Source organism: Natronosalvus halobius (assembly GCF_024138145.1).
Taxonomy (GTDB): domain Archaea; phylum Halobacteriota; class Halobacteria; order Halobacteriales; family Natrialbaceae; genus Natronosalvus; species Natronosalvus halobius.
In genome coordinates, this window is the sequence record NZ_CP099997.1 from 1,740,868 (window position 1) to 1,764,028 (window position 23,161).

Sequence of the window (23,161 nt, forward strand, 5' to 3'; positions counted from 1 at the left end):
GAAACGACGACCGTATGCGCGAGGAGGCGACGGCGTTCGTTCCCGGTCACATCACCGGATTTTTCAGCGCCCACCCGGACGACGACCCGACGAAAGCCGGCTCTCGAGGCGCCGGGCTGACGCTGACCGACGGCGTCGACGTGACCGTGACGCGGTCCGACGACCCGGCCATCTCCCTCGAGGGCGAGCACGTCGACATCGACCCCGTCTACACGGTGCTCGAGACGCTCGAGGCGCCGGCACGAGTCGACATCGAGTCCTCGCTCCCGCTCGGGTCCGGGTTCGGCGTCTCCGGGGCGACGGCGCTGGGTGCGGCGATGGCCGCCAACCACGTCTTCGACCGGCGGCTCTCGTACAACGAACTGGTGACGCTCGCCCACGGCGCGGAGGTTCAGGCCGGGACCGGACTCGGCGACGTCGTCGCCCAGGCCCACGGAGGAATTCCGATTCGGCTCGAACCGGGCGCACCAGCCCACAACGTCCTGGATGCGATTCCCGCACGGGCACGCGTGGAATATATCTCGTTCGGCGGGCTGTCGACGGCGGACGTCATCACGGGCGACACGGACGTACTGTCGGCGGCCGGGCAGGAGGCGCTCTCACTGGTCGTCGACGAACCGACGCTCACGTCGTTCATTTACGCCTCCAGGCGGTTCGCCCGCGAGGCGAGATTGCTCACCGACGAGGTGCGGGACGTGCTCGAGGCTGTCGCGGACGTCGAGGGCCAGGCGTCGATGGCGATGCTCGGCAACACGGTGTTCGCGCTCGGCACGGGCCTGTCGGATGCGGGCTACGAGCCGTCGGTGTGTGGGACCCACTCGGCCGGGGCCGTGTTGAAGTGACGCATTGTGGTTTTCGGTGTGATACCGAGACGGATCACGTTCGTCGATGTCATCCCGTGCGTCGAACACGTCGCTCACTGAAGCAAAATCACCTGATTCTGAAACGGCGAAGCAAAATCACCTGATTCTGAAACGGCGAAGCAAAATCACCTGATTCTGAAACGGCGAAGCAAAATCACCTGATTCTGGAACGGCGAAGAGAAACGACGCCCGCTTACATAACGGCTGAAGATATCAGTTCTCCTACACTACCATCGATGCTCGCGACTGTTATCGACGTGACTCGCCCACTCGAATCGCGTCGTTGAGCGCCGCGTCGTTCGACGATGAGGTACCGACCGCGACGTCAATGGCGTCTCCAGTCGCCGTGACGGCCTCGACTGAATCGGTGCCGACCAGTTTCGACCCGTCCAGGACGGCGCCATCCGTCGATTTTCGAATATGTAACCTTACTCATTGGTAGCCAGAAGTTTATTATGGTTGAGTGTGGTGATGCACTCGAGTTTCAGAATGTCGTCTTTCAGTGACTTTCACCAAAATTTGTTTCGACTGTACGAACACTACGTCGGCGAGCCCGATTCGCCGAAGGACGTGTACGGATTCTGGGTGTTCATCGCCGGTTATCTCCTCGGCGCGGTCGGCGTCATCGTCTTCGTGGTCGGCTACACGGGGGAGGTCGCTCAGTTCGAGTTCCGCGTGTCGGGCGTCCTGGCCGCCATCGGCCTCGCGCTTTGCCTCTTCGGCATCGTACTCCTGTTACCCGTCCGAAGACGGGGGATTCAGGCGAGCGTCGTCGGCCTCGTCATCGCACTGGCGGGAGCCGCATCCTTCGGTGCCGTCTATCCCGACCACTGGTACTCATACGGCCGCGAGTTGACCGTCGAAGTCGTCGGCCTCTACGCGACCGGCATCGCGATCATCGCCGGCGTAACCGCCCTCGTCCCCATCGTGACGGGGCGCAAAGGGATGTTCGTCACGGAAGAGGGTGCAACCGAGGAGCCCCCGATCATGACCGGCGATTCCCTCGAGGGTGCCCAGTTCGCCGTCTTCCGCGACGAGGAAGGCGACTGGAAGTGGCACGTGCTCCACCTCGAGGCGCTCGCCGAGAGCGTGACCAGCGCGGTCACCCGCCCGGAGACGGAGTCGGGCATCGACAACGTCAAATCCCAGATCGGCTCGGCCGGACTGATGGAGCTGACGACCTCGGCGTTTCGCCTCCACGAGGACCGCGAGGGGACCTGGCAGTGGACGCTGGCTCGAGACGACGGGAGCGTCGTGGGAACCTGCGCGAGCGAGTTCGACCGACGCGACGACGCCGAACAGTCGGTGAGCTTCCTCAAAGACCGTGGCCCAGGTGCGGACGTGATCGAGATCGACGGCGCGGCCTTCACCTACACCGAACGGCGCGACCAGTGGTATTGGCAACTGCTCGACGACGATCGGCGTCCGCTTGCCGAGAGCGAGGAGGGCTACGGGTCGATGGATCGGGCCGAAGCGGCCGCCCAGACGTTCGCCGAGCAGTTCGATCGGGCGCGACTCCTCGACATCGAGCACGTCGGCGTCGAACTCCTCCAGGAGGCCGACGGCTGGACCTGGCGGTTCGTCGACGAGGCCGACGAGGAACTGGCTCGGGCGACGACCGACTTCGAGACCAGGCGTGCCGCTGAGGACGGCGTCGAGGCGCTCCTCTCGGAACTCGAGTCGGCGGCGGTGACCGTCGCGAGCGAGCCGACCTACGAGTGCTACGAGGTCGACGACGGCTGGAACTGGCGGCTGGTCGACGAGAACGAACACGTCGTCGCGGACAGCCCGTCAGTCCACGGGAGCGAAGCGGCGACCACCGAGGAGACCACCGCGTTCGCCGACCACGCGACGGCCGCGTCCGTCGTGGAGATCGACGACGCCGAGTACGAGATCTATCCGACCCAGCGAACGGCCACCACGGACGGTGGTGAACTGCAACCTGTGGACGCCGCCGACGCCGACAACACCGAGACCGACGACGAATCGACCGGCACCGACGAGCCGGCGGTGACTCAGGACTGGCACTGGCGCCTCGTCACGGAGGACCGAGAGGTCATCGCGGCCAGTACCGAGGCCCACGTCGGTGAGGACACTGCCCAGGACGCTATCGAGCGCGTCCGCCAGCAGGCCAGCGAGGCCGAGCTCATCGAGTTCGAGAACGCGGCGTTCCAGGTCTACGAGGCCGACTCCGGCGAGTGGCGCTGGCGGCTGATCGACGAGGACGGCAACGTGCTCGCCGACTCCGGCGAGGAACACACCTCCCGCGGGGACGCCGCGGAGGCCATGATGACGCTCAAGGAGCAGGCGCCCGAGGCCGAACTCCTCGAGATCGACACGGCCGCGTTCGAAATCTTCACCGAAGATGGCGAGTGGGGCTGGCGGCTGATCGACGAGGCCGGCAAGATGGTCGCAGAGGACCCAGCCAGCCACCCGACGCGAGTGGCGGCCAAAGAAGCCATGGAGCGCTTGCTCGCCCACCTCGACTCGAGCGTGCGGACCATGGACGACGCCATCTTCCAGACCTACGCCGACCAGGACTGGCAGTGGCGATTCGTGCTTCCGTCGGGCGAAACCGTCGCCGTATCCGCCGAGGAGACCTCGACCCGCGACGAACTCGAGCGGGCCATCGACGACGTTCGCCAGACGGCGGCGAACGGTCAGCCTACGACCATCGGCGACGTCTCCGTTCAGCTGTACGGCAGCGGGGGCGGCGAGTGGCGCTGGCGGCTCCTCGACCGCGAACGGACGATCGTCACCGACGCCACCCGGACGTACGACTCGCGCGGTCGCGTGATGTCCGCCGTCAAGGGCCTGAAAGCGCGCGCGGTCGACGCGCCGATCTTCACCATCGACACGGCAGCCATTCGGCTGACCGACAACGGCGGCTGGGCCTGGGAACTCATCGATTCCGATCGGGAGATACTCGCGAGCGCCGTCGAGACCGAGCGCACCAAGGCGGACGCGATGTCCGTCGTCGACGAGGTCAGGCGACGGGCACCCATTGCCGGTCGCGTCGACTTCGACGTCGCCTCCTTCGAACTGTTCGCCGACGAGGACGGGCGGTGGCGCTGGCGGCTGATCGACGAGAACGGACGCACCGTCGCGGTCGGATCGGAGGGCCACGCCTCGAGCGAGTCCGCCCAGGCGGCCCTCGAGGACGTTCGCGGGCTAATCGCGAACGCGAGCATCCTCGAGATCGACAGCGTTTCGTTCGAACTCCACCGCGCGGAGGACGGCTGGGTCTGGCGGCTGATCGACACCTACGGCGACGTGCTGGCCGAGAGCACCCAGAGCTACGAGCACCGGACGGACGCTCGGGAGGCGATGATGGCGGTGAAATCGCACGCACCCGAGGGCTGGATCACGTTCACCGAGTGATCACCGGTCGCTGACGCGGATTTCGTTTTACTGGCGAGCTTTTCGTCTTGAGCGTTCGGTCCGTTTCGCTCGAGGGAATCGCGTCTCGAGAGCGATATTGAGATCGTGGTCGAAGACGGGCAAAAGCTTACGGAACGATCACGAGCTTCCCGAACACGCTGTCTTCCATTACGGCCCGCTGAGCCTCGCCGGCCTCCTCGAGTCCGTACGTCTCGGCGATTTCGATCGACAGCTTGCCCGTCTCGAGGAGATGGGCGACCCCGCGAAGCGGGACGCGAAGGTCGGGCGTGTTGAACATACTCATGAACTGGTAGTTGACGTCCTTCGACCGGGCGGCGCCATCGTTCGTGAAGCCGGGGTCGGGGCTGTTCTCCCCGATGCCGACCACCCGTGCCCCGGTCGCCGCTACGTCGGCGTCGAACTGAAGGTAGTCGTCGAGGCGGTGGTCGAGAATCGCGTCGACGCCGCCGTCGCTGGCCTCGAGGACGGCATCGGCGAGGTCCTCCCGACCGTAATCGAGGACCGTCTCGGCGCCGAGGTCGGTCAGGGCGTCGTGGTAGTCGGGGCTCGCGGTCGTGAGGACGCGGGCGCTCACCGCGGCAGCGATCTGGACGGCGGCGTGGCCGACGCCGCCGGAGCCGCCGTGAACGAGGCAGTACTCGGCGGGGTCGAGGGCGGCGTGGTCGATCAGGGCCCGCCAGGCGGTAACGGTGGCGACGCCGGCCGCGCCCGCCTGCGTGGCGTCGACGCCGTCGGGCAGGTGGACGACGCGATCGGTCGGAATCGTGGCGTACTCGGCGTAACTCCCCTGGGCCGTCGCGTTGCCGATGCCGGTTCCGAAGACCCGGTCGCCGGGTTCGAAGCCCTCGACGGCGTCGCCGGTCTCGACGACGGTTCCCGAGACGTCCACACCCGGCGTAAACGGCAGGGAGACTGGTTCGTAGGATCCATCTCGGAAGTAGGTGTCGACGGGGTTGATGCCCGCTGCGGCGACCTCGAGGAGGAGTTCGTCGCTTCCCGGGTCGGGGCGGTCGGCGTCGACTACTTCGAGGACGTCCGGTCCACCGTGGGTTTCGAGTCGTATAGCGCGCATGTGCCTCGAGACGGCGCAGGACGGCATAAATGGTGGCCACCGTTCACCGTTCGCCCGGTCTGGGCCGGCGTCCGTGGCGGTCTCGGTCCCACTCGAGACCCAATCGCGTCGTTTTTGTCCGACCCGCTCGAGGTGACCGGTGTGAGCGACCACGAGACCGTCCCGGCCGACGTCGAAGACGAGTCGGAGATCCCCGAGGACCACCCCCGGTATACCGACCTGGTGACCCGACACCGAATCGAACGCGGCGTCGAGAAGGGGATCACCCACATCCAGGGCATGCACGCCGAGGGCCGTGGGAGCGCGTTCGACTACCTCCTGGACGAGGAGACGATTCCGAGCGCCGACGACGCCGAACGAGCGGCCGCGGCCCACCTCCTGCTCGCTGACCGGCCGGTCCTCTCGATCAACGGGAACGTCGCCGCGCTCGTCCCCGAAGAGATGGTCGCGCTTGCCGAAGTCGTCGACGCCGACCTCGAGGTCAACCTCTTCAACCGGACGCCCGAGCGCATCGACGCCATCACCAGCCACCTCCGCGAGCACGGCGCCGAGGACGTCAAGGGAATCGAGGCGGACGCCCTCATTCCGGGTCTCGAGCACGAACGCGCGAAGGTCGACGCCGACGGGATCTACGCGGCCGACGTCGTCCTGGTCCCGCTCGAGGACGGAGACCGCGCGGAAGCCCTCGACGCGATGGGGAAGACGGAGATCGTCATCGACCTGAATCCGCTCTCCCGTTCACCGCGTGTGGCGGACGTCCCGATCGTCGACAACATCGTCCGGGCAGTGCCGAATATTACCGCTCACGCGAGGGATCTGATCGACGCCGACGAGGCGACACTCGAGGCCATCGTCGCCGACTTCGACAGAGAAGCGGCGCTCGAGGCTGCCGAAGCGCGGATTCGGAACGGTTTCTGACCGAGGTTCTGGGAACGGTTTCTGACCGAGGTTCTGGGAACGGTCTCTGAGCGAGGTTCTGGGAACGGTCTCTGAGCGAGGTATCGAGAACGGTCTCTGAGCGAGGTATCGAGAACGGTCTCTGAGCGAGGTATCGAGAACGGTCTCTGAGCGGGGGCTGGGGGTCGCACGACACTCGAGTTTTTCTGCGGCTGCTTGAAGCGAAAGTATCGAGAGCGGGGTGTCGCGAGGCGAACCGCTCGTAGATGTCGAACCGAGAGGGTGGAATCGGCACGCAGACCGATTCAAGACGGGCTTACGGCCTTACCAGGCGACGGAGTCCCAGAACGGGCTGAGCAGGAAGAACAGCGACTGATAGGCGATGTACGCGAGGGCGACTGCCGAGGCGGTCATCGCGGCCTTGGGTCGTTCGAGAGGCAGTTCCTGACGAGCTTCGACCAGGCGCGCCTCGAACTCGAAGAAGTCCGCGATGAGCAGGGTGATGGCAAGCGAGGTGAAGATGACCCCGGGGTGGACCTCGACCGTCAGGTAGTAGAAGCCACCGAGGACGATCAGAAACGTCGATACGTCGAGGATGATCGGACGCGCGATCGCTTCGGGATCCTCCTCGCGGGCCGCGGAGACGGTTCGCCGATGTGCGACCGCGCGGACGAGCAGGTTCGCGACGACGAGTCCGAGCAGAACGAACTCGATGAGCATGACGCCGCCGACGACCTCCTCGGCGAGGATGTCGATCGGGCCGAGCAGCGCTGGTGATAACATACTCGAAACACGGTGGTTCGTGCATTAGAATTTTTCCAATGTCGCGCGCGACCGCCAATTCTCGGCTTTCGTTCCGATACTCCATCAGCTGAGGCTGCTACGGCGGGTATAGGCGCTCGGTCGACGTCGGCTACGGCTACGGGCCAGTGAACGGCCCGCGACTCACCGGCGTCTCGAGACAGGCGAGCGCGCGTTCGGGATCGATCCGGATCGAGACGGCCGTGCCGACGCCGACCGACTCGAGACAGCGGTCGTCGACGCAGAGCGAGACGGCGACCTCGTCGCGCTCGACGGCGAGCGTGAGGTCGTCGTCCGGCACCACCCAGTGGCGCGTCCGGGTGGTGAACGGGGCGATCGGGACCACAGAAAGGGCGTTCACGGCCGCCGACAGCGAGGGGCCGGAGGCAGCGGCTGCGTAGGCGTGGCTCCCAGCCGGCGTCGCCGCGACCACGCCGTCCGCGCGGAACGTCGCGAGCGCGCTCCCGCGGCTGTGGACGCTGTACTCCGATATCTGGGCCGGTTCGTCGGTGACGAGCGAGACGTCGAAGACGGCCCTCGAGACGACCGAGCCGTCGACGACAACCGAGACGAGCGGGTGGTGCGTGATCGTCGCCTCGCTACGAACGAAGGCGTTCACGGCCTCCTGGACGTCGGCCAGGGCGACGGGAGCGACCCCGGCGCTGGTCGACACGGGGAGGATCGGCGCGTCGACGGCGTTCTCGAGCCTGGCGAGCGACGACAGCGCGCGATCACCGACTGCGACGACGAGGTCCGGAGCGGCGTCACGGACCTCGGCCGGCGTTCCGGTGACGACCTCGGGGGAGCCGCCGAGCGCGGTGAGCGCGTCTTCGAGCGCCTCTTCGCGTTCGCCGGCTCCTGCGCTCTCGTCCGTCGCGCCGTCCTCGCCGGCGAGCGTGCCGGAGCCGGCCGCTCGAATCGAATCATCCGTCACATCGTCCGCGACGACCCCAATTTGGGGCGTGTCGCCTGGCGTCCACCCGTCCTCGACCATACGAACCTGTTCCCGGTGATCGACCAAAAACGTGCGGTTCCGAGCGCCGCTGTCGTACTCGCCACCATCGTACCCGTCATCGCCGTACCCGTCACTGTCGTACTCGCCGCCGTCGTACCCGTCCCCGAGCGCGTCGGCGGTCACACCACCGTTGCCATCACTCGTCGTAGGGCCAGTCGCCGGTAATCTGCATCCCCTCGGCGAGGTCCTCGGCCTCGAGTCGCTCGACGATCTCGTCGGTCGACTTCGGCTCGGTGGTCACGTCGTCGCTCGCGAGCGTAACGACGTACTCGGTGAGAAGGATGGCCTGCTCGAGGAGGTCGCGCTTCTCGAGTTTCTCGAACGTGTCGGCGAAGGTGTGGCCCCAGCCGCGACCGACCTCGTCGGACGTGCTCATCACGTGGGTGCCGGGGACGCCCCACCGGACGAACGGCCAATGGTCGCTGTGGGGACCCAACTTCGGGATCGTCTCGATGGGATGGCCGAACCGGTCGGACACCTCGTCCGCGACGTCCTGGAGGGAGTCAAAGCCGTGGGTCGTCAGCGAGAGCGTTCGTCCGCGGACGACGCCGTCGTTGTTGACGACGGCCTTGATCTGGTCGTGGTCGGCGGCCTCGGCGTGGTATCCAGAGCCGACGAGACCGACCTCTTCGGCGCCGTAGGCGACGAATTCGACGCGTGTCTCGAGGTCGTCCTCGCGGATGGCGAGGGCGTTCGCGAGTTCGATAACCATCGCGGTGCCGGCACCGTTGTCCAGGGCGCCCTCCGCGATGTCGTGGGCGTCGACGTGGCTCGTGACGAGCACGCGCTCGTCGGTCTCGGGACCGAGCTCGGCGTGGACGTTCTGACTCTCGGCGTCCTCGATCGTCGCCTCGACTGCGACCTCGATCTCCTCGCCGTCGAACCGCCGGGCCAGCCTGGCGCCGACCTCGCTCGAGACGCCGACGGCCGGAACCTCGCCGACGGGATTTTCAGGCGTTCCGACGCTTCCCGTGGGCGGAAGACAGCCCTCGACGTGGTTGCGGTAGACGAATCCGGACGCCCCGTTTTCGACCGCATGATAGTACTTCTCGCGCCGGTGGACGTATCGATCGTAGTAGTCCGGAATGTCGCTTCGAACCATGACGACCGCGCCCTCGACGTCGGCGTCCTCGAACTGCTCGGGCAGACCGTACCCCAGGTCGACCAGCGGAGCCGTCGTCGACGCCGCGGGGCTGCGGGGAAGCGCGATGCACTCGAGTTCCAGGTCGTTCGCTCGAATTGCGCTCGAGCCGCGTTCCCAGCCCTGAATCTCGTAGGTTTCGAGCCTCGCATTTCGGGCGCCAGCAGCTTCGAGTGCGTCGCGCGTCAGTTCCGCCGCCTCGCGTTCGCCCGGCGAGCCGGCCATGCGGTTGCCGATGTCGACGAGGGCCTCGAGGTGGTTCCAGCCGCGATCACTGGTGAATACGTCGCCGATCCACGTGGACATGTGCCGGAGTAGGTTTGCCCGGTAGCCTAACTGTTGGGAATCCGGCCGTCCGGAACGAGCCATGGTCGACAGATCGTCAAAAATTGCCCGAATCTACGGACTATTCTCGACAAATCGTTGTAGTGGTTTAAGTAGAAATGAGTTATCTTTACCATACCGGGTCAAAGCCCATCATTTATTAGCTAGGACGGCATCTTCCCTGATAGACCGTTGGAATCTACTATGGCCAGTCACGTCGATGAAATCGTTCGTGTGTTGCCGGAACTCGAAGCCGACGAGGACGAGGGCCCACAGTACTCCCTCACCCACTCCGAGGAGACGCTCCTCGAACTCTACGAGACACAGGTACTCGCCCGAACATTCGACGAGAAAGCGATCAGCCTCCACCGACAGGGGCGGATCGGTACCTACGCCCCCATGCGGGGCCAGGAGGCCGCCCAGATCGGCGCCGCGATGGCGCTTCGTGACGAGGACTACCTCTTTCCGACCTACCGCGACCACGCGATGTACCTCTCGCGCGGCCTCCCACTCTCGGAGGTCATCCGTCACCTGATGGGGCGAGGTAATTACATCGACCGCCAGGACGAGGCGGACCTTCGGACGTTCCCGATCACCATCCCCATCGCGACCCAGCTCCCACACGCCGTCGGCATGGGCATGGCCTCGAACCTCAAAGGCGACGACGTCGTCTCGATGGCCAGCCTGGGCGACGGCGCCACGAGCGAGGGCGACTTCCACGAAGCCCTCAACTTCGCGGGCGTCTTCGAGGCACCGACCGTCTTCTTCTGCCAGAACAACGGCTACGCCATCTCGGTGCCACGGGAGCGCCAGACGGCGAGTGCCACCATCGCCCAGAAGGCCGACGCCTACGGCATCGAGGGCGTCCGCGTCGACGGCAACGACGTCCTGGCCGTCTACGACGTCGTGAACGAGGCCCTCGAACGTGCCCGGAACGGCGACGGCGCGACCCTCATCGAGGCCGTCACCTACCGGCGCGGACCGCACACGACCACCGACGACCCCGACGTCTACCGCGACGAGGACGAAGCCGAGGAGTGGACCGACCCCCTCGAGCGCACCCGCGAGTACCTCGAATCGACCGTCGGCTGGACCGAGGAGGACGAGCAGGCCGTTCGCGAGCGCGCAACGGAGCGCGTCCAGTCGGCAGTCGAGACGGCCGAATCCGAGTCCGACCCCGACGCCGAGACGATGTTCGATCACGTCTACGCGGGCGAGCACCCGCGCTACGCCCGCCAGCGTCGGCAGGTTCCCGACGACCCGTCCCTCGAACACTGAGTCGGTCCCGGGCCGTTTTCCGGTGTGTCGCTGTCGCCGTCGCCGTCCAATTCTCGAACGGTTTTCGAAATCGCGAGCGTACTCGTCGACTCGTGCCCACGGTATCGACGGGAGCGCCCGAGTCTCCGCACTGTTCCGCTTTCCCGGTAATTATTAGCGCGCCACACCCATGCTCTGGCATGGAGATCGATCTGTCACCACTCACAGACTTCCTCGCCGCCGAGGAACTCGACGGCTACCTCATCGACGACGACGCGACCGACTCCGACCAGCGCTACGTCTCCGGATTCTCGGCGCCGGACGCCTACCAGACGCTCGTCACGCCCGACGGCGCGGTCCACCTGCTCGTCTCAGGCCTCGAATATGGCCGAGCCGTCAAGGAGTCGGGGGCCGACACCGTCACACGGTACGCGACGTACGACTCCCAGGAACTCATCGCCGAGCACGGCCGCTACGAGGGATTCCTCCGCGTCCAGGAGCGGTTCCTGGACGATCGGGAGATCGCTTCGGTTGGCGTTCCGCGCAGTTTCCCGACCGGGACGGCCGACGGTCTCCGCGCCCGCGGCCTCGAGGTAACCGTCGAGCCCGATGGAATCGTCGGTGAGATTCGCTCGGTCAAACACGACGAGGAGATCGAGCACGTCCACCGCACGCAGCGAGCGAACCAGTCGGCGATGGCCGTCGCCGAGAGCCTGATCGGCGGGGCCAACGTCGAGGACGACGTCCTCTACCACGAGGGCGAACCGCTGACCAGCGAACGCGTCACCGAGGAGATCGAGGTCGCGCTCCTGCGAAATGGATGTTCGCTCGACGAAACCATCGTCGCGTGCGGGGAACACGGCGCCGACCCCCACGACCGCGGGAGCGGCCCGCTCGAAGCGAACGAGTTGATCGTGATCGACATCTTCCCGCGGGACAAGGAGACGAAGTACTTCGGCGACATGACCAGGACGTTCTGTCGGGGCGACCCGACCGACGAGATGCGCCGTCGCTACGAGGTCACTCGTGAGGCATTCGAGGCCGCCCTCGAAGCGATCGAACCCGGCGTCACCGGCGCGGCCGTCCACGACGCCGTCTGCGACGTCATCGAGGACGCCGGCTACGCCACCTTCCGGAGCGATCCCGGCACCGAAACGGGATTCATCCACAGCACCGGCCACGGCGTCGGTCTCGACATCCACGAGTCGCCGAGTCTCTCGCCGTCGGGCGAGGAACTCGAGGTCGGCCACGTCGTGACGGTCGAACCCGGCATCTACGATCCCGCGGTCGGCGGCGTCCGAATCGAGGACCTCGTCGTCGTCACCGAAGATGGCTACGAGAATCTCACCGACTATCCGATCGACCTTGAGCCGTCGATTCGCACCGAACCGGCCGAGTGAACGAGCGCGCGCCGAATCGACCGAGGGAGTCGAGCATACCGAACACTGAGTGAATCGGTGCATACCGAACACTGAGTGAATCGGTGCATACCGAACACTGAATGAGTCGGTGCACGCCGAACTCGAGCGGTCGCTCAGATTCGGATTCAGTCGTCCGAATCAGCGTCCGTCTCCGCATCCTCGCCTGCCTCCCCGTCCGTCTCCGCGAACTCACGCTTGAGCGAAAGGACGGTTCGGGAGAACGAGCAGACGAGATCGTCGTCCTGGTTGAAGACTTCGACGTCCATCGTGACGATGCCACGCTCGCCGTCGCTGGTCTCGCGTTTGTCGGTCACCGTCGACTGGACGCGGATCGTGTCCCCATGAAACACCGGCGTCGGGTGCTCGACGTCGTCGTAGCTCAGATTCGCGACGATCGTGCCGTCCGTCGTCTCGGGAATCGAGATGCCGACGGCTAGCGCCATCGTGTAGATGCCGTTGACCAAGCGTTCGCCGAACTGGGTTCCCTCGGCGAAGGTCTCGTCGAGGTGCAACGGCTGCTGGTTCATCGTCATGTCACAGAATCGCTGGTTGTCGCCTTCGGAAATTGTCCGTCGGCGCTGGTGCTCGATCGTCTCGCCCACCTCGAACTCCTCGTAGTACAGGCCAGTCATCGTCTCGAGCGTCGACGGGGGCGAGTAAAATGACACCGATCGATCCCTGCTCGACGCCGAGGCCGTGGCCGGGGTGCAAGTATTGCCCAATCCAGAGAGTAATAGCAAGGGTTAAGCGTCGGCCTCGGGAAATCCGAACGAATGCGTCGACACGCTCGTCCGCTCTCGACGAGGTCGTCGACGGGTTGGTCCAGACACCGTCCGTGACGGACCGTGTCCGCTCCCAGAGATACCATGGTAACCGCTGAATCCACATCCGAACCAGAACGCAACACGGAGGCAGAGTCAGCCGTCGAAACCGCTCGCACGCAACTCGAGCGCGCTGCTGCGCACCTCAACGTCGACGACGGCATCATCGAGCGACTCCGGCACCCCGACTCGGTCTACCGGGTGGCGGTTCCGCTCAAGCGCGACGACGGGACGACCGATATTCTCACCGGCTACCGGGCCCACCACGACGACGCCCGCGGCCCCTACAAGGGTGGCATCCGCTATCACCCCGACGTCTCCGAGGACGAGTGCGTCGCGCTCTCGATGTGGATGACCTGGAAGTGTGCCGTCATGAACATCCCCTTCGGCGGCGCCAAAGGCGGCATCGTCGTCGATCCCAAGGACCTGAGCGAGACGGAAGAAGAGCGACTCACGCGCCGGCTCGCCGAGGAGTTCCGACCGGTCATCGGCCCGATGAAGGACATCCCCGCACCTGACATGGGCACGAACCCGCAGATAATGGCGTGGTTCATGGACGCCTACTCGATGCAAGAAGGCGAGACCCAGCCCGGAATCGTCACCGGAAAGCCGCCCGCCGTCGGCGGCAGCAAGGGCCGTGAGGATGCCCCCGGACGGAGCGTGGGAATCATCGCGGAGAAGGCAATCGAACACTACGGTTGGGACATTACAGACACGACCGTCGCCGTCCAGGGCTTCGGGAGCGTCGGCGCCTACGCCGCCCGTTACCTCGACGACCACGGCGCTAGGGTCGTCGCCGTCAGCGACGTCGACGGAGCGATCTACGACCCCGACGGACTCGACACCAACGACGTCGAGGACCACGACGCCCGCCCGGGAATGGTTTCGGGGTACGACGCCCCCGAACAGCTCACCAACGCCGAACTGCTCGAGCTGGACGTCGACGTCCTGATCCCTGCAGCAATCGGAAACGTGCTCACGAGTGACAACGCCAACGACGTGCAGGCGGAGATGATCGTCGAGGGCGCCAACGGGCCGACCACCTCGCGAGCGGACTCGGTCTTCGAACAGCGCGAAATTCCGGTGGTTCCCGACATCCTCGCGAACGCCGGCGGCGTCACCGTCTCGTACTTCGAGTGGCTCCAGAACACGAACCGCCGCACCTGGTCGCTCGAGCGCGTCCACGACGAACTCGAGAGCGAGATGCTCCAGGCCTGGAGCGCCGTACGAACTGAGTACGAGGCTCGAGATGTCACCTGGCGCGACGCCGCCTACATCGTCGCGCTCCAACGGGTCGCCGAAACCCACGACGTTCGCGGCCTCTGGCCCTGACTGGAAGTCCGCAGATTCACGTTCCTTCTCCTCGAAACGACGGATATGACACGTCGAAGCGTCCTGTTCACGCCCGGTGATCGACCCGAAATGCTGCGGAAAGCGCCGACTGCTGGCGCCGACGTCCTCGTCTTTGATCTCGAAGACGCCGTCTCACCCGCCCGAACCCACGAGGCACGGACGATCGTTCGCGATGTACTCACCGACCCGGAATTCGACCCCGACTGCGAGGTGTGCGTGCGGGTCAACGCCACACCGGACCAGGCACGAGCCGACCTCGAGTCCGTCCTCGGCGACGACGCGAATGGAGAGCTTCGCCTCGACACCATCATGCAGCCGAAAGTCGAGTCGGCGGCGGACGTCGACCACTTGGCGGGCGTACTGAGCAAACACGACGCTGCCGTGCCGATCCTGGCGCTAATCGAAACTGCCGGCGGCGTCCTGAACGCACCCGACATCGCTGCGGCGGCGGCGACCGACGCCCTCGTCTTCGGGGCCGAGGACCTCTCGGCGGACATCGGCGCGACGCGGACCGACGAGGGACTCGAGGTGCTCTACGCTCGCGAGCGCGTGGTAATCGCCGCGGCGGCCAACGGCATCGACGCCATTGACACCGTCTACACCGACTTCGGCGACGAGCGCGGACTGGTCGAGGAAACCGAGTTCGCCATTCAGTTGGGGTACGACGGGAAGATGGCGATTCACCCGGCACAGGTCGGGCCGATCAACGACGCGTTCACCCCTGAACCCACAGACGTCGAGTGGGCCGAGGCCGTCCTGGAGGGAAAACGCGAGGCCGACGCGGACGGTCGAGGCGTCTTCGAGGTCGACGGACAGATGATCGACGCCCCGCTGATCGCCCAGGCCGAACGGATCCTCGAACGTGCGGAGGCGGCAGCCGACTCCGCCGCCGGCGGCGAGTGAATCCCGTCTCGCGTACAATTCCGACGGTGGCGAGTGAACCATCTCGGGCGCACGTGCAGACGCCGTCCCGTCGAAGCAGTGTTCGCGGGTACCGGTGACGAGCGCCGCCTACTCATCTAATATTCTCCCTTGTCGACGCGCTTTTACCGGCTTCTCCAGAATAGAATTGTATGACTGAGTCCGCAAATCCATTCGAGAGCCTCCAGTCACAGATCGACGACGCCGCGGCCCACATCGAGGTCGGCGACGACGTTCTCGACCGCCTCAAACATCCCGAACGGGTGCTCGAGACGAACCTCACCGTAGAACTCGACGACGGCACGCTCGAGCGATTCAAAGCGTTCCGGTCGCAGTTCAACGGTGACCGCGGGCCGTACAAGGGCGGAATCCGCTATCACCCCGGCGTCACCCGCGACGAGGTGAAGGCGCTCTCGGGGTGGATGGCCTACAAGTGCGCCGTGGTCAACATCCCCTACGGCGGCGGGAAGGGGGGTATCGTCATCGACCCTGCCGACTACTCAGAGAGCGAACTCGAGCGGATCACGCGCGCGTTCGCGACGGAACTGCGCCCGTTCATCGGCGAGGACCGGGACATTCCAGCGCCCGACGTGAACACCGGCCAGCGCGAGATGAACTGGATCAAGGACACCTACGAGACTCTCGAGAACACGACCGAACCGGGCGTAATCACCGGAAAAGCGCTCGAGTCGGGCGGCAGCGAGGGCCGCGTCGAGGCGACGGGACGGTCGACGATGCTCGCAACTCGCGAGGCCTACGACTACCTCGGTCGGGACATCGAGGGTGCAACGGTCGCCGTCCAGGGCTACGGTAACGCCGGCTGGATCGCCGCGAACCTGCTCGAAGACCTCGGAGGCAGCGTCGTCGCCGTCTCGGACTCGAGCGGGGCGATCTACGCCGAGGACGGCTTCGACACGGCGGCCGTCAAGACGTTCAAGACCGATACCGGGACCGTCAACGGGTACGAAGGCGCCGACGAGGAGTTCTCGAACGAGGATCTCCTCACGCTCGACGTCGACGTGTTGATCCCGGCCGCCCTGGAGAACGCGATCGACGAGGACCTCGCCCGCGATGTCGAGGCCGACCTGATCGTCGAAGCCGCGAACGGACCGTTGACGCCAGGGGCCGACGACGTGCTGGCAGAGCGTGACGTCCACGTCATCCCCGACATCCTCGCGAACGCCGGCGGCGTCACCGTCTCATACTTCGAGTGGGTGCAGAACCGCCAGCGCTTTTACTGGTCAGAAGAGCGCGTCAACGACGAACTCGAGACGATGATCGTCGACGCCTTCGACGAGTTGACGAGCGCCTACGAGGCGAACGACCTCGAGAACTTCCGGACGGCGGCCTACGTCGTCGCTATGCAGCGGGTCGTCAATGCGTTCGAGGAAGGTGGCACCTTCCCCTGACTTCCTGATCGCTAATCGCTCTCGTCGTCCGCCGATTCCGTCTCACCCTCGAGCAACGCGTACAGCTCGACACCCAGCCGCGCCATTTCGAGGTCCGCCTCGAGTCGCTCGAGGTGACGTTCGAGGGATTCGGGGTCGATTTCGTCGAGGGGCTGCTCCAGGAGCCTCGCCAGCGCGGGGTCGAGGCCGACCAGGTCCGATCCGGGTCGGTATGGGGCACACGACCGACCGGCCTCGACCGCAGCGAGGAGTTCCTGGAGGGTGATGACCGTCCGTCGGAGGGCGCGAATGTCGGTTTCGTCAGCGGGAGACTGGAGGGTCGCCGCGAGGGCGGCTTCGGCCTCGGCGACCGCTTCGGGGTTCATCGCGAGCGCGTCGCAGGCGGCTCCCCGCTCGAGGGGCGAACGGGAACCCCGGCTGCGGCGGGTGAGCACTGAAAGCGTGGCGACGGTCAGCACCCCGCGGTCGTACTGGCACCCGAGTACCGCTTCGGCGCGAGCGACGACAGCTCGAGCGTCCTCCGCAACGCCGGCACACCCCAGGTCCCGGCTGATGCGTTCGACGGTCGAGTCGTCCGTGGCCACCGATTCGGTATTCCACAGCATACCTACGTCTCGTTTCCGTTGTATCTTATTGATATCCAAGATAGTGTCGTGACTATCGTAACTATCGATACTTTCTCCACATTCATTGTAATCCGCAGCGTCCGGATAGGTCGTCTCGAACGCGACCGTCGACGGTCGGTCGCCGAAATGGTGACCGAAGGCGAGCACTGACAAATCCGCCACGTTGAAGCCAGTTCCCTTCGAGGGTGGAGCCATGACGAGAGCAGTCTGGGTGAAAGCCGACGGCACCGTCGGCGACTGGGACGCCCGCCGAAGACGAATCACCGCCGCCCTCGAGGCCGGCGCCGACTGGGTACTGGTCGACGAGGACGATGTCGCCCGCGTGCGCGAACTGGGCGACGTCTCAGTCGCCGCCTTCCGAACCGACGGCGACGTGACGTTGATCGACGACGCCGAGAGCCAAGAGCACGAGGAGCGACCGGACGCCTACGTTACCGGCAAGGACGGCGAGGGCGACGGCACGATCGATCTCCCCAACGACTTCTCAGGATCGGCCGACCTCTCGACGCTGCGTCGAAACGGCGCCGTCGACCAGGGGGCCTACGTTCGCATCCTCGGAACGGAGTACGAGTCGTTCGCGGAAGCTGCCGCCAAGACCGCGGAGTACACCGTCGTCATCGGCGACGACTGGACGATCATCCCCCTCGAGAACCTGATCGCCAGGATCGGCGACGAGACGACCCTCGTTGCGGGCGTCACGGACGCCGCGGAGGCCAAAACCGCGTTCGAGACCCTCGAGCACGGCGCCGACGCCGTCCTGCTCGATTCGGACGATCCCGACGAAATCCGCCGAACCGTCGAGGTTCGAGACGAGTCCGAGCGCGAATCGCTCGACCTGGAGTGGGGCACCGTCGTCGAAATCGAACCCGTCGGCTCGGCCGACCGGGTCTGTGTCGACACCGGAAACCTGTTCGAACACGAAGAGGGGATGCTCGTCGGATCGATGGCCCGCGGTCTCGTGTTCGTCCACGCCGAGACCGCCGAGTCGCCGTACGTCGCCTCCCGTCCGTTCCGGGTCAACGCGGGCGCCGTCCACGCCTACGTCCGGACGCCCGACGGCGGCACGAAGTACCTCTCGGAACTCACCAGCGGCGACGAAGTACAGGTCGTCGATACGAACGGTCACACTCGAGAGGCGATCGTGGGCCGGGTCAAAATCGAGAAGCGCCCGATGTTCCGGGTCGCTCTCGAGACCGGCTCCGGCGACCGGGTCGAGACGCTCCTCCAGAACGCCGAGACGATCAAGGTGTCGACCAGGGACGGGCGCCGAGCGGTGACCGACCTCTCGGCCGGCGACGAACTCCTCCTCTACTACGAGGACACAGCGCGACACTTCGGGGAGGCCGTCGAGGAGAGCATTATCGAAAAGTAACTGGTGACTGGCAACTGGTAACCGGCAACCGTCTCGACTCGGGCTACGGCGTCGAATCCGGCTCCACGCGCTCGAGACGCGTTGTACACCAGTGACAGAACTCGAGGTCCGTATCGAGCGGGCGGCCGCAGTGAGGACAGGTCGGCCCCTCGGTGCCGTCGTGGCCGATCGTCCCAAGCCCGCGAAAGAGCGCGTCGGTCGCCGCGAAGAGGGCGATCGAAGCGAGCACGAACCGATCGATCACGCTCGTCTCTTCGGTCACGACCGTCCAGGTCCCCTCGAGCGACGACATCGCGGCGAGCTGGTCCGTCGAAAACGAGAGCGCAACGGCCGTGACGAACAGCCCCGAGAAGAAAAGCGCACGCACCCACTCGCGGAGAACGGCGTGGCCAATCCCGGGGAACAGCAGCGAACACGCGGCGGCGACGAGGGCACGGACCAGCGTCATTCGTGTGTGCGTTCGGTGTCGACTCCGTTAACATTCCGGTTTCGCTCGAGGTTCTACGGTGCGATTCCTGGGTCCATTTCCGATACCCGATACCTGAAACCCGATGCTCGATACCCGATACCCGATACCGCCGCCAACGCGGCGTCAATCCGTCGACTCGAGTGCCGCGACCAGCCGCGAAAGCGTCTCGAGGTCGTACTGTCCCGGTGCGGTCGCCTGCTCGGGGTCGACCGGCGCGTACCCAATCTTCGAGCCGTACACCGGGGCCACGGCCCGGGTGTGCCGGCCGACCTCGCCCATCGCCATCGTCGCCACCCGGTCGCCGTGCGCCGTCAGCTGTTCGGTCGCCGAGAGCAACGCCAGCGCGTCGCCGTTCGTCTCCGCCGTCACCGCTAGCTTCGCCACGTCGGCGTGCTTCCCCGCTTCGGTGAGCGTTCGTACCAGCTCGGATCTCGGCGGCGTCCCCTCGAAATCGTGCGTCGAGGCGACGACGGCGACGCCGCGCTCGCGGGCCACTTCGAGCAAGTCGTCCGCGTCTCCTGCGAGTACCGACTCGAGTTCGACGTCGACCGCCCCGACGGCCTCGATGGCGGTCGCCTCGACGAGCGCCTCGAGTCGCCCCTCGTCGTCCGCTTCGCCGCCCTCCCAGGCCGCACGATTCGTCGCCAGGATCGGTAGCTCGCCGTCGTAGGACTCGAGCGCTGCGAGCGGCGCGTCGGCGAGGTCCATCCGAAACTCGAGGCAGTCCGCACGGCCTCGAGCCGCCGGCTCTTCGCTCAAATCGGCCGTCGAGGCGGCGAGCGTAAACGTCTCGAACGCGAGGGTCCTGTTCTCGTCCCAACCCCCGTCCCTGTTCGTGCCCATGTGCGTCGCTCGAGGGCAGCGGTGAAAAAAGACGCGTCGGCGGCGATGCTCGCGCGTCGAGTGAAACGAGAGAGGATAGCTGGGAGACGGGAAACAGGAAAAACGAAACCGCGATCAGGCCAGACCCAGCGTCTCCTCAGCCTCGAGCAATTCGTGGTAGCGGTTTCGGATCGTGACCTCGGAGATATCAGCGACGTCGCTGACGGCTGCCTGGGTAGTCTTCTCGTTGGTCAACAGGGCAGCGGCGTACACCGCGGCGGCCGCGAGGCCGACCGGCGACTTGCCGCTGTGGACGCCCTTCTCCTTGGCGTTTCGCAGGAGGCTGCGGGCGCGGTGCTCGGCCTCGTCGGACAGTTCGAGTCCCGAGGCAAAGCGGGGGACGTAGCTCTCGGGGTCGGCCGGCTGGACCTCGAGGCCGAGTTCGCGGACGACGTAGCGGTAGGTGCGCGCGATTTCGTTCTTCTCGACGCGGCTTACGTCGGCGATCTCGTCGAGGCTGCGCGGGACGCCGGCCTGGCGGGCGGCGGCGTAGACACAGGACGTGGAGACGCCCTCGATGGACCGGCCGGGCAGGAGGTCCTCGTTGAGCGCCCGCCTGTAGATCACGCTGGCGGTCTCACGGACGTTGTTCGGGAGGCCGAGCGCGCTGGCCATACGGTCGATCTCGCCGAGGGCCTGCTTGAGGTTGCGCTCCTTGCTGTCGCGCGTGCGGAAGCGCTCGTTCCACTTTCGCAGGCGCTGCATCTTCTCGCGCTGGCGACTGCCCAGGGAGTTGCCGTAAGCGTCCTTGTTCCGCCAGTCGATGTTGGTCGAGAGACCCTTGTCGTGCATCGTGTTCGTCGTGGGCGCGCCGACGCGGGACTTCTTGTTCTTCTCGGCGGAGTCGAACGCGCGCCACTCCGGGCCGCGGTCGACGGAATCTTCCTCGACGACGAGGCCACAGTCCTCACAGATAGTCTCGCCGTGTTCGTCGTCGACGACCAGCTGGCCGGTACACTCCGGACAGGCGAGGTCGCTGTCTGCGACGTCCTCTGATTCGGTTTCGGTCTCGGTTTCGGTGCGTCGGGCTCTGGCGGATAGTCGTGCGTTGGTCATACGATGATAACTCTCCCCGGCCGAACGAAATCGGAAAAGCTCGGACGGATTCGTTACCTACTGGGTTCAGAGGTGCTATATATAAACATTTCGAAAGCATACGCCGAGAGTGCGCGAAACCTGGTTATTCGTCGGGAATGGCATTATCAATCCAAACATTAAAATATGTGCGTGCGCCCCACTCGCACGATTTTCGGACCGGCTTTAGGCGCTGAACGCCACCGTCGAACCGATGCACGTCGCCGTGGGCAGTACGAACCCGGTCAAAGTCCAGGCTACCGAACGCGCCCTCGAGCGGTACGACCCGTCCGTCGCCGATGTCACCGTCGACTCCGGCGTGGCCGAACAGCCGACCGGCCAACGCGAGACCATCACCGGCGCAAAAACGCGAGCGAGGCGCGCCCTCGAGGCGATCGACGCCGACTGGGGCGTCGGCCTGGAAGGCGGCATCGCTCGAATCGACGGCACCGACGACCTGTACCTGATTATGTGGGCAGCCATCACGGATGGCGAGCGGGATGGCCTCGGGAGCGGGCCAAGCCTTCGACTCCCGACCGTCGTCGCCGAACGCCTCGAGCGAGGCGCCGAACTCGGACCCGTGATGAACGATCTGCTGGGGACGACCGACATCGCCGAAACCGAGGGCGCTGCCGGCGCACTCACTGACGGATTGACCGACCGAACGACGGCACTCGCGGCTGCCGTTTCCTGCGCCGCAGGGCCGTTCGTGACGCCGTACTACGACTAGTCGGATAAGTCACGATTACCCGTCGCTCGCGTCGCCTCGATACCTTCGAATCGTTCGCCGACTGGCTCGACCACCGAGGCCCCGTTCGCGAACGTGGGTATCGTTCAATTACCGGCGATCGTCACGTAAAAGAACGTATTAACCGGCCGTACCAAGAGCGCCCGCCGGGTGGAGTAGTGGCCGGTTTACCGACCCGAAAACCGGGAGACTACAACGGGTTAACCGGGTGTACCAAACCCCCTAAGTCGGCGCCTGACCTCGAGTGCAGTATGAGCACAGCAGTCGCCGCCGACCTCACGAGCAAACAAACCCGTATCCTGCGGTACCTCCGCGAACACGCCGCGACCAAGACCTACTTCAAGTCCCGACTGATCGGCGAGGAACTCGGGATGACCGCGAAGGAAGTCGGCGCGAACATCACAGCAATCCAGGACGGCGACTACGACATCGAGATCGAGAAGTGGGGGTACTCTTCGAGTACGACCTGGAAAGTACTCCTGTAATAGGGTTCGATACCATAGGTCGGTTTTTCGCGCCAATTCGTTTGTATTTCACGTACTCGATAGCGGCGCGACTCGTTGTACTGACTGCGTCTCGGAATCGGAAACCGGAAATTAGAATCGAAACTGACCCGTCGATACCGACTCTCGGGTTTGAGCCCCCCGTCCGGGCTACCCGTCGTACCTGATCAACGCGTCCGCGTCCCGCGCCAGCGTCACCGCTCGCTCACCGAACGAATCGGCGTACCGAACGAGTAACAGCAGGACTGTTTCGGGTCGTTCGACTGCGTACCCATCCTCGCGCGACAGCAGGCCGGCCTCCTCGAGTTCGCCCGCGTACTTGCTCACCGTCGGTGGGGACACCTCGAGGGCGGCCGCGAGGTCGCTCGCCGTTGCGTCCGGATTCGAGAGGAGTTCGACGAGCATGCCTCGCGGGGTCGCTCGCCGGAGGTATCCGAGGGCGTTCTTCTCGAAGCCGTCGAACCGGGCGGCGGGGACGAATCGCTTGTAGTCGCCGTCGCTGTACGATTCGACGAGGTCCAGTTCCTCGAGTCGGCGCAGGTGGTGCTGGGTCTCGCCGGTTCCGAGCTGGAGGTCGTCTCTGACCTTCGAGAAGTGTGCGCCGGGAGTCGTCGAGAGGTAGCCGACGATGGCGTCTCGGGCGTCGCTCTCGCCCGTGTCGGCGGCGGCTGACTCCGAAAACCGCGTGAGCGGCGAGGCCGCACCGACGGCGGCGAACCGCCGGAGCGTGGCTCGTTTCTTCTCGTCGACCCCATCGGAACCCGTCATATGCTGCGTATCGTTTGAAAAG

At 65.6% G+C, this 23,161-nt stretch carries 21 protein-coding genes; 11 read left to right on the forward strand and 10 right to left on the reverse strand.

Annotated elements, in window-relative coordinates; all coding sequences use genetic code 11:
- Window positions 1-14: 14 nt before the first annotated feature.
- Together NGM15_RS08555 and NGM15_RS08560 are read left to right on the forward strand one after the other, a co-directional pair.
- Window positions 15-842, forward strand: a complete 828-nt coding sequence (locus tag NGM15_RS08555; RefSeq protein ID WP_253437886.1) for a pantoate kinase — start codon at window positions 15-17, stop codon at window positions 840-842.
- A gap of 510 nt (window positions 843-1,352) precedes the next feature.
- The gene (locus NGM15_RS08560) at window positions 1,353-4,244 is read left to right on the forward strand and encodes a DUF1508 domain-containing protein (protein WP_253437889.1); all 2,892 of its coding nucleotides are present in this window, start codon (window positions 1,353-1,355) and stop codon (window positions 4,242-4,244) included.
- Between the two features lie 127 nt (window positions 4,245-4,371).
- On the opposite strand, the gene NGM15_RS08565 is transcribed toward NGM15_RS08560, so the two are convergent.
- The gene (locus NGM15_RS08565; protein WP_253437892.1) at window positions 4,372-5,337 is read right to left on the reverse strand and encodes an NADPH:quinone reductase; all 966 of its coding nucleotides are present in this window, start codon (window positions 5,335-5,337) and stop codon (window positions 4,372-4,374) included.
- 141 nt (window positions 5,338-5,478) lie between these two features.
- Between NGM15_RS08565 and NGM15_RS08570 the strand changes: the two genes are divergently transcribed.
- Entirely contained in the window at window positions 5,479-6,255 is a 777-nt protein-coding gene (locus NGM15_RS08570) for a 4-phosphopantoate--beta-alanine ligase (protein ID WP_253437894.1), read from the forward strand.
- Window positions 6,256-6,558: 303 nt separating this feature from the next.
- Here the strand turns inward: NGM15_RS08570 and NGM15_RS08575 are convergent, their stop codons facing one another.
- The 3 genes from NGM15_RS08575 to NGM15_RS08585 all read right to left on the reverse strand — a co-directional run bounded on the left by NGM15_RS08575 (window position 6,559) and on the right by NGM15_RS08585 (window position 9,497).
- Entirely contained in the window at window positions 6,559-7,017 is a 459-nt protein-coding gene (locus NGM15_RS08575) for a DUF7313 family protein (protein ID WP_253437897.1), read from the reverse strand.
- A gap of 136 nt (window positions 7,018-7,153) precedes the next feature.
- Window positions 7,154-8,173: an NAD(+)/NADH kinase gene (locus NGM15_RS08580; protein ID WP_253437900.1), complete on the reverse strand. Its 1,020-nt coding sequence runs from the start codon at window positions 8,171-8,173 to the stop codon at window positions 7,154-7,156.
- A gap of 13 nt (window positions 8,174-8,186) precedes the next feature.
- Window positions 8,187-9,497 (reverse strand): M28 family peptidase, encoded by a 1,311-nt coding sequence (locus NGM15_RS08585; RefSeq protein WP_253437903.1) that lies wholly within the window; start codon window positions 9,495-9,497, stop codon window positions 8,187-8,189.
- Window positions 9,498-9,719: 222 nt separating this feature from the next.
- Here NGM15_RS08585 and pdhA point away from each other — a divergent pair, with 222 nt between their 5' ends.
- Together pdhA and NGM15_RS08595 are read left to right on the forward strand one after the other, a co-directional pair.
- On the forward strand, window positions 9,720-10,793 hold the full coding sequence (gene pdhA / locus NGM15_RS08590; RefSeq protein WP_253437906.1) for a pyruvate dehydrogenase (acetyl-transferring) E1 component subunit alpha: 1,074 nt from the start codon (window positions 9,720-9,722) through the stop codon (window positions 10,791-10,793).
- A gap of 179 nt (window positions 10,794-10,972) precedes the next feature.
- Complete coding sequence (locus NGM15_RS08595; RefSeq protein ID WP_253437909.1) at window positions 10,973-12,172, forward strand: M24 family metallopeptidase; 1,200 nt, start codon at window positions 10,973-10,975, stop codon at window positions 12,170-12,172.
- 146 nt (window positions 12,173-12,318) lie between these two features.
- Here the strand turns inward: NGM15_RS08595 and NGM15_RS08600 are convergent, their stop codons facing one another.
- Entirely contained in the window at window positions 12,319-12,825 is a 507-nt protein-coding gene (locus NGM15_RS08600) for a MaoC family dehydratase (RefSeq protein ID WP_253437912.1), read from the reverse strand.
- A 234-nt stretch (window positions 12,826-13,059) separates the two neighbouring features.
- Between NGM15_RS08600 and gdhB the strand changes: the two genes are divergently transcribed.
- The 3 genes from gdhB to NGM15_RS08615 all read left to right on the forward strand — a co-directional run bounded on the left by gdhB (window position 13,060) and on the right by NGM15_RS08615 (window position 16,697).
- Window positions 13,060-14,346 (forward strand): glutamate dehydrogenase GdhB, encoded by a 1,287-nt coding sequence (gene gdhB, locus NGM15_RS08605; protein WP_253437915.1) that lies wholly within the window; start codon window positions 13,060-13,062, stop codon window positions 14,344-14,346.
- A 45-nt stretch (window positions 14,347-14,391) separates the two neighbouring features.
- Entirely contained in the window at window positions 14,392-15,270 is an 879-nt protein-coding gene (locus NGM15_RS08610; protein WP_253437918.1) for an HpcH/HpaI aldolase/citrate lyase family protein, read from the forward strand.
- A gap of 170 nt (window positions 15,271-15,440) precedes the next feature.
- Complete coding sequence (locus tag NGM15_RS08615; RefSeq protein ID WP_253437921.1) at window positions 15,441-16,697, forward strand: Glu/Leu/Phe/Val family dehydrogenase; 1,257 nt, start codon at window positions 15,441-15,443, stop codon at window positions 16,695-16,697.
- An 11-nt stretch (window positions 16,698-16,708) separates the two neighbouring features.
- Here NGM15_RS08615 and NGM15_RS08620 read toward each other — a convergent pair whose 3' ends face one another.
- Window positions 16,709-17,302, reverse strand: coding sequence for a hypothetical protein (locus NGM15_RS08620; protein WP_253429540.1), 594 nt, complete (start codon window positions 17,300-17,302; stop codon window positions 16,709-16,711).
- A gap of 214 nt (window positions 17,303-17,516) precedes the next feature.
- Between NGM15_RS08620 and NGM15_RS08625 the strand changes: the two genes are divergently transcribed.
- The gene (locus tag NGM15_RS08625; RefSeq protein WP_253429542.1) at window positions 17,517-18,695 is read left to right on the forward strand and encodes a 3-dehydroquinate synthase II; all 1,179 of its coding nucleotides are present in this window, start codon (window positions 17,517-17,519) and stop codon (window positions 18,693-18,695) included.
- Between the two features lie 43 nt (window positions 18,696-18,738).
- Here the strand turns inward: NGM15_RS08625 and NGM15_RS08630 are convergent, their stop codons facing one another.
- The 3 genes from NGM15_RS08630 to NGM15_RS08640 all read right to left on the reverse strand — a co-directional run bounded on the left by NGM15_RS08630 (window position 18,739) and on the right by NGM15_RS08640 (window position 21,102).
- Entirely contained in the window at window positions 18,739-19,143 is a 405-nt protein-coding gene (locus NGM15_RS08630) for a zinc ribbon domain-containing protein (protein WP_253429545.1), read from the reverse strand.
- Between the two features lie 144 nt (window positions 19,144-19,287).
- Complete coding sequence (locus tag NGM15_RS08635; RefSeq protein ID WP_253429548.1) at window positions 19,288-20,007, reverse strand: type I 3-dehydroquinate dehydratase; 720 nt, start codon at window positions 20,005-20,007, stop codon at window positions 19,288-19,290.
- Between the two features lie 114 nt (window positions 20,008-20,121).
- Window positions 20,122-21,102 (reverse strand): transcription initiation factor IIB, encoded by a 981-nt coding sequence (locus NGM15_RS08640; protein WP_253429551.1) that lies wholly within the window; start codon window positions 21,100-21,102, stop codon window positions 20,122-20,124.
- A 232-nt stretch (window positions 21,103-21,334) separates the two neighbouring features.
- Here NGM15_RS08640 and yjjX point away from each other — a divergent pair, with 232 nt between their 5' ends.
- The gene (gene yjjX / locus NGM15_RS08645; protein WP_253429554.1) at window positions 21,335-21,850 is read left to right on the forward strand and encodes an inosine/xanthosine triphosphatase; all 516 of its coding nucleotides are present in this window, start codon (window positions 21,335-21,337) and stop codon (window positions 21,848-21,850) included.
- Window positions 21,851-22,119: 269 nt separating this feature from the next.
- Window positions 22,120-22,353, forward strand: coding sequence for a DUF7123 family protein (locus tag NGM15_RS08650; protein WP_253429557.1), 234 nt, complete (start codon window positions 22,120-22,122; stop codon window positions 22,351-22,353).
- Between the two features lie 168 nt (window positions 22,354-22,521).
- Here NGM15_RS08650 and NGM15_RS08655 read toward each other — a convergent pair whose 3' ends face one another.
- Window positions 22,522-23,139: a winged helix-turn-helix transcriptional regulator gene (locus tag NGM15_RS08655; RefSeq protein ID WP_253429560.1), complete on the reverse strand. Its 618-nt coding sequence runs from the start codon at window positions 23,137-23,139 to the stop codon at window positions 22,522-22,524.
- Window positions 23,140-23,161: the final 22 nt, after the last annotated feature.

Coding starts and splice junctions, on each gene's coding strand:
- NGM15_RS08555 (WP_253437886.1), top strand. CDS start 15: ATGCGCGAGGAGGCGACGGCGTTCGTTCCCGGTCACATCACCGGATTT.
- NGM15_RS08565 (WP_253437892.1), bottom strand. CDS start 5,337: ATGCGCGCTATACGACTCGAAACCCACGGTGGACCGGACGTCCTCGAA.
- NGM15_RS08560 (WP_253437889.1), top strand. CDS start 1,353: ATGTCGTCTTTCAGTGACTTTCACCAAAATTTGTTTCGACTGTACGAA.
- NGM15_RS08650 (WP_253429557.1), top strand. CDS start 22,120: ATGAGCACAGCAGTCGCCGCCGACCTCACGAGCAAACAAACCCGTATC.
- NGM15_RS08655 (WP_253429560.1), bottom strand. CDS start 23,139: ATGACGGGTTCCGATGGGGTCGACGAGAAGAAACGAGCCACGCTCCGG.
- NGM15_RS08595 (WP_253437909.1), top strand. CDS start 10,973: ATGGAGATCGATCTGTCACCACTCACAGACTTCCTCGCCGCCGAGGAA.
- NGM15_RS08610 (WP_253437918.1), top strand. CDS start 14,392: ATGACACGTCGAAGCGTCCTGTTCACGCCCGGTGATCGACCCGAAATG.
- NGM15_RS08640 (WP_253429551.1), bottom strand. CDS start 21,102: ATGACCAACGCACGACTATCCGCCAGAGCCCGACGCACCGAAACCGAG.
- gdhB (WP_253437915.1), top strand. CDS start 13,060: ATGGTAACCGCTGAATCCACATCCGAACCAGAACGCAACACGGAGGCA.
- pdhA (WP_253437906.1), top strand. CDS start 9,720: ATGGCCAGTCACGTCGATGAAATCGTTCGTGTGTTGCCGGAACTCGAA.
- yjjX (WP_253429554.1), top strand. CDS start 21,335: ATGCACGTCGCCGTGGGCAGTACGAACCCGGTCAAAGTCCAGGCTACC.
- NGM15_RS08575 (WP_253437897.1), bottom strand. CDS start 7,017: ATGTTATCACCAGCGCTGCTCGGCCCGATCGACATCCTCGCCGAGGAG.
- NGM15_RS08625 (WP_253429542.1), top strand. CDS start 17,517: ATGACGAGAGCAGTCTGGGTGAAAGCCGACGGCACCGTCGGCGACTGG.
- NGM15_RS08620 (WP_253429540.1), bottom strand. CDS start 17,302: ATGCTGTGGAATACCGAATCGGTGGCCACGGACGACTCGACCGTCGAA.
- NGM15_RS08585 (WP_253437903.1), bottom strand. CDS start 9,497: ATGTCCACGTGGATCGGCGACGTATTCACCAGTGATCGCGGCTGGAAC.
- NGM15_RS08600 (WP_253437912.1), bottom strand. CDS start 12,825: ATGACTGGCCTGTACTACGAGGAGTTCGAGGTGGGCGAGACGATCGAG.
- NGM15_RS08635 (WP_253429548.1), bottom strand. CDS start 20,007: ATGGGCACGAACAGGGACGGGGGTTGGGACGAGAACAGGACCCTCGCG.
- NGM15_RS08630 (WP_253429545.1), bottom strand. CDS start 19,143: ATGACGCTGGTCCGTGCCCTCGTCGCCGCCGCGTGTTCGCTGCTGTTC.
- NGM15_RS08615 (WP_253437921.1), top strand. CDS start 15,441: ATGACTGAGTCCGCAAATCCATTCGAGAGCCTCCAGTCACAGATCGAC.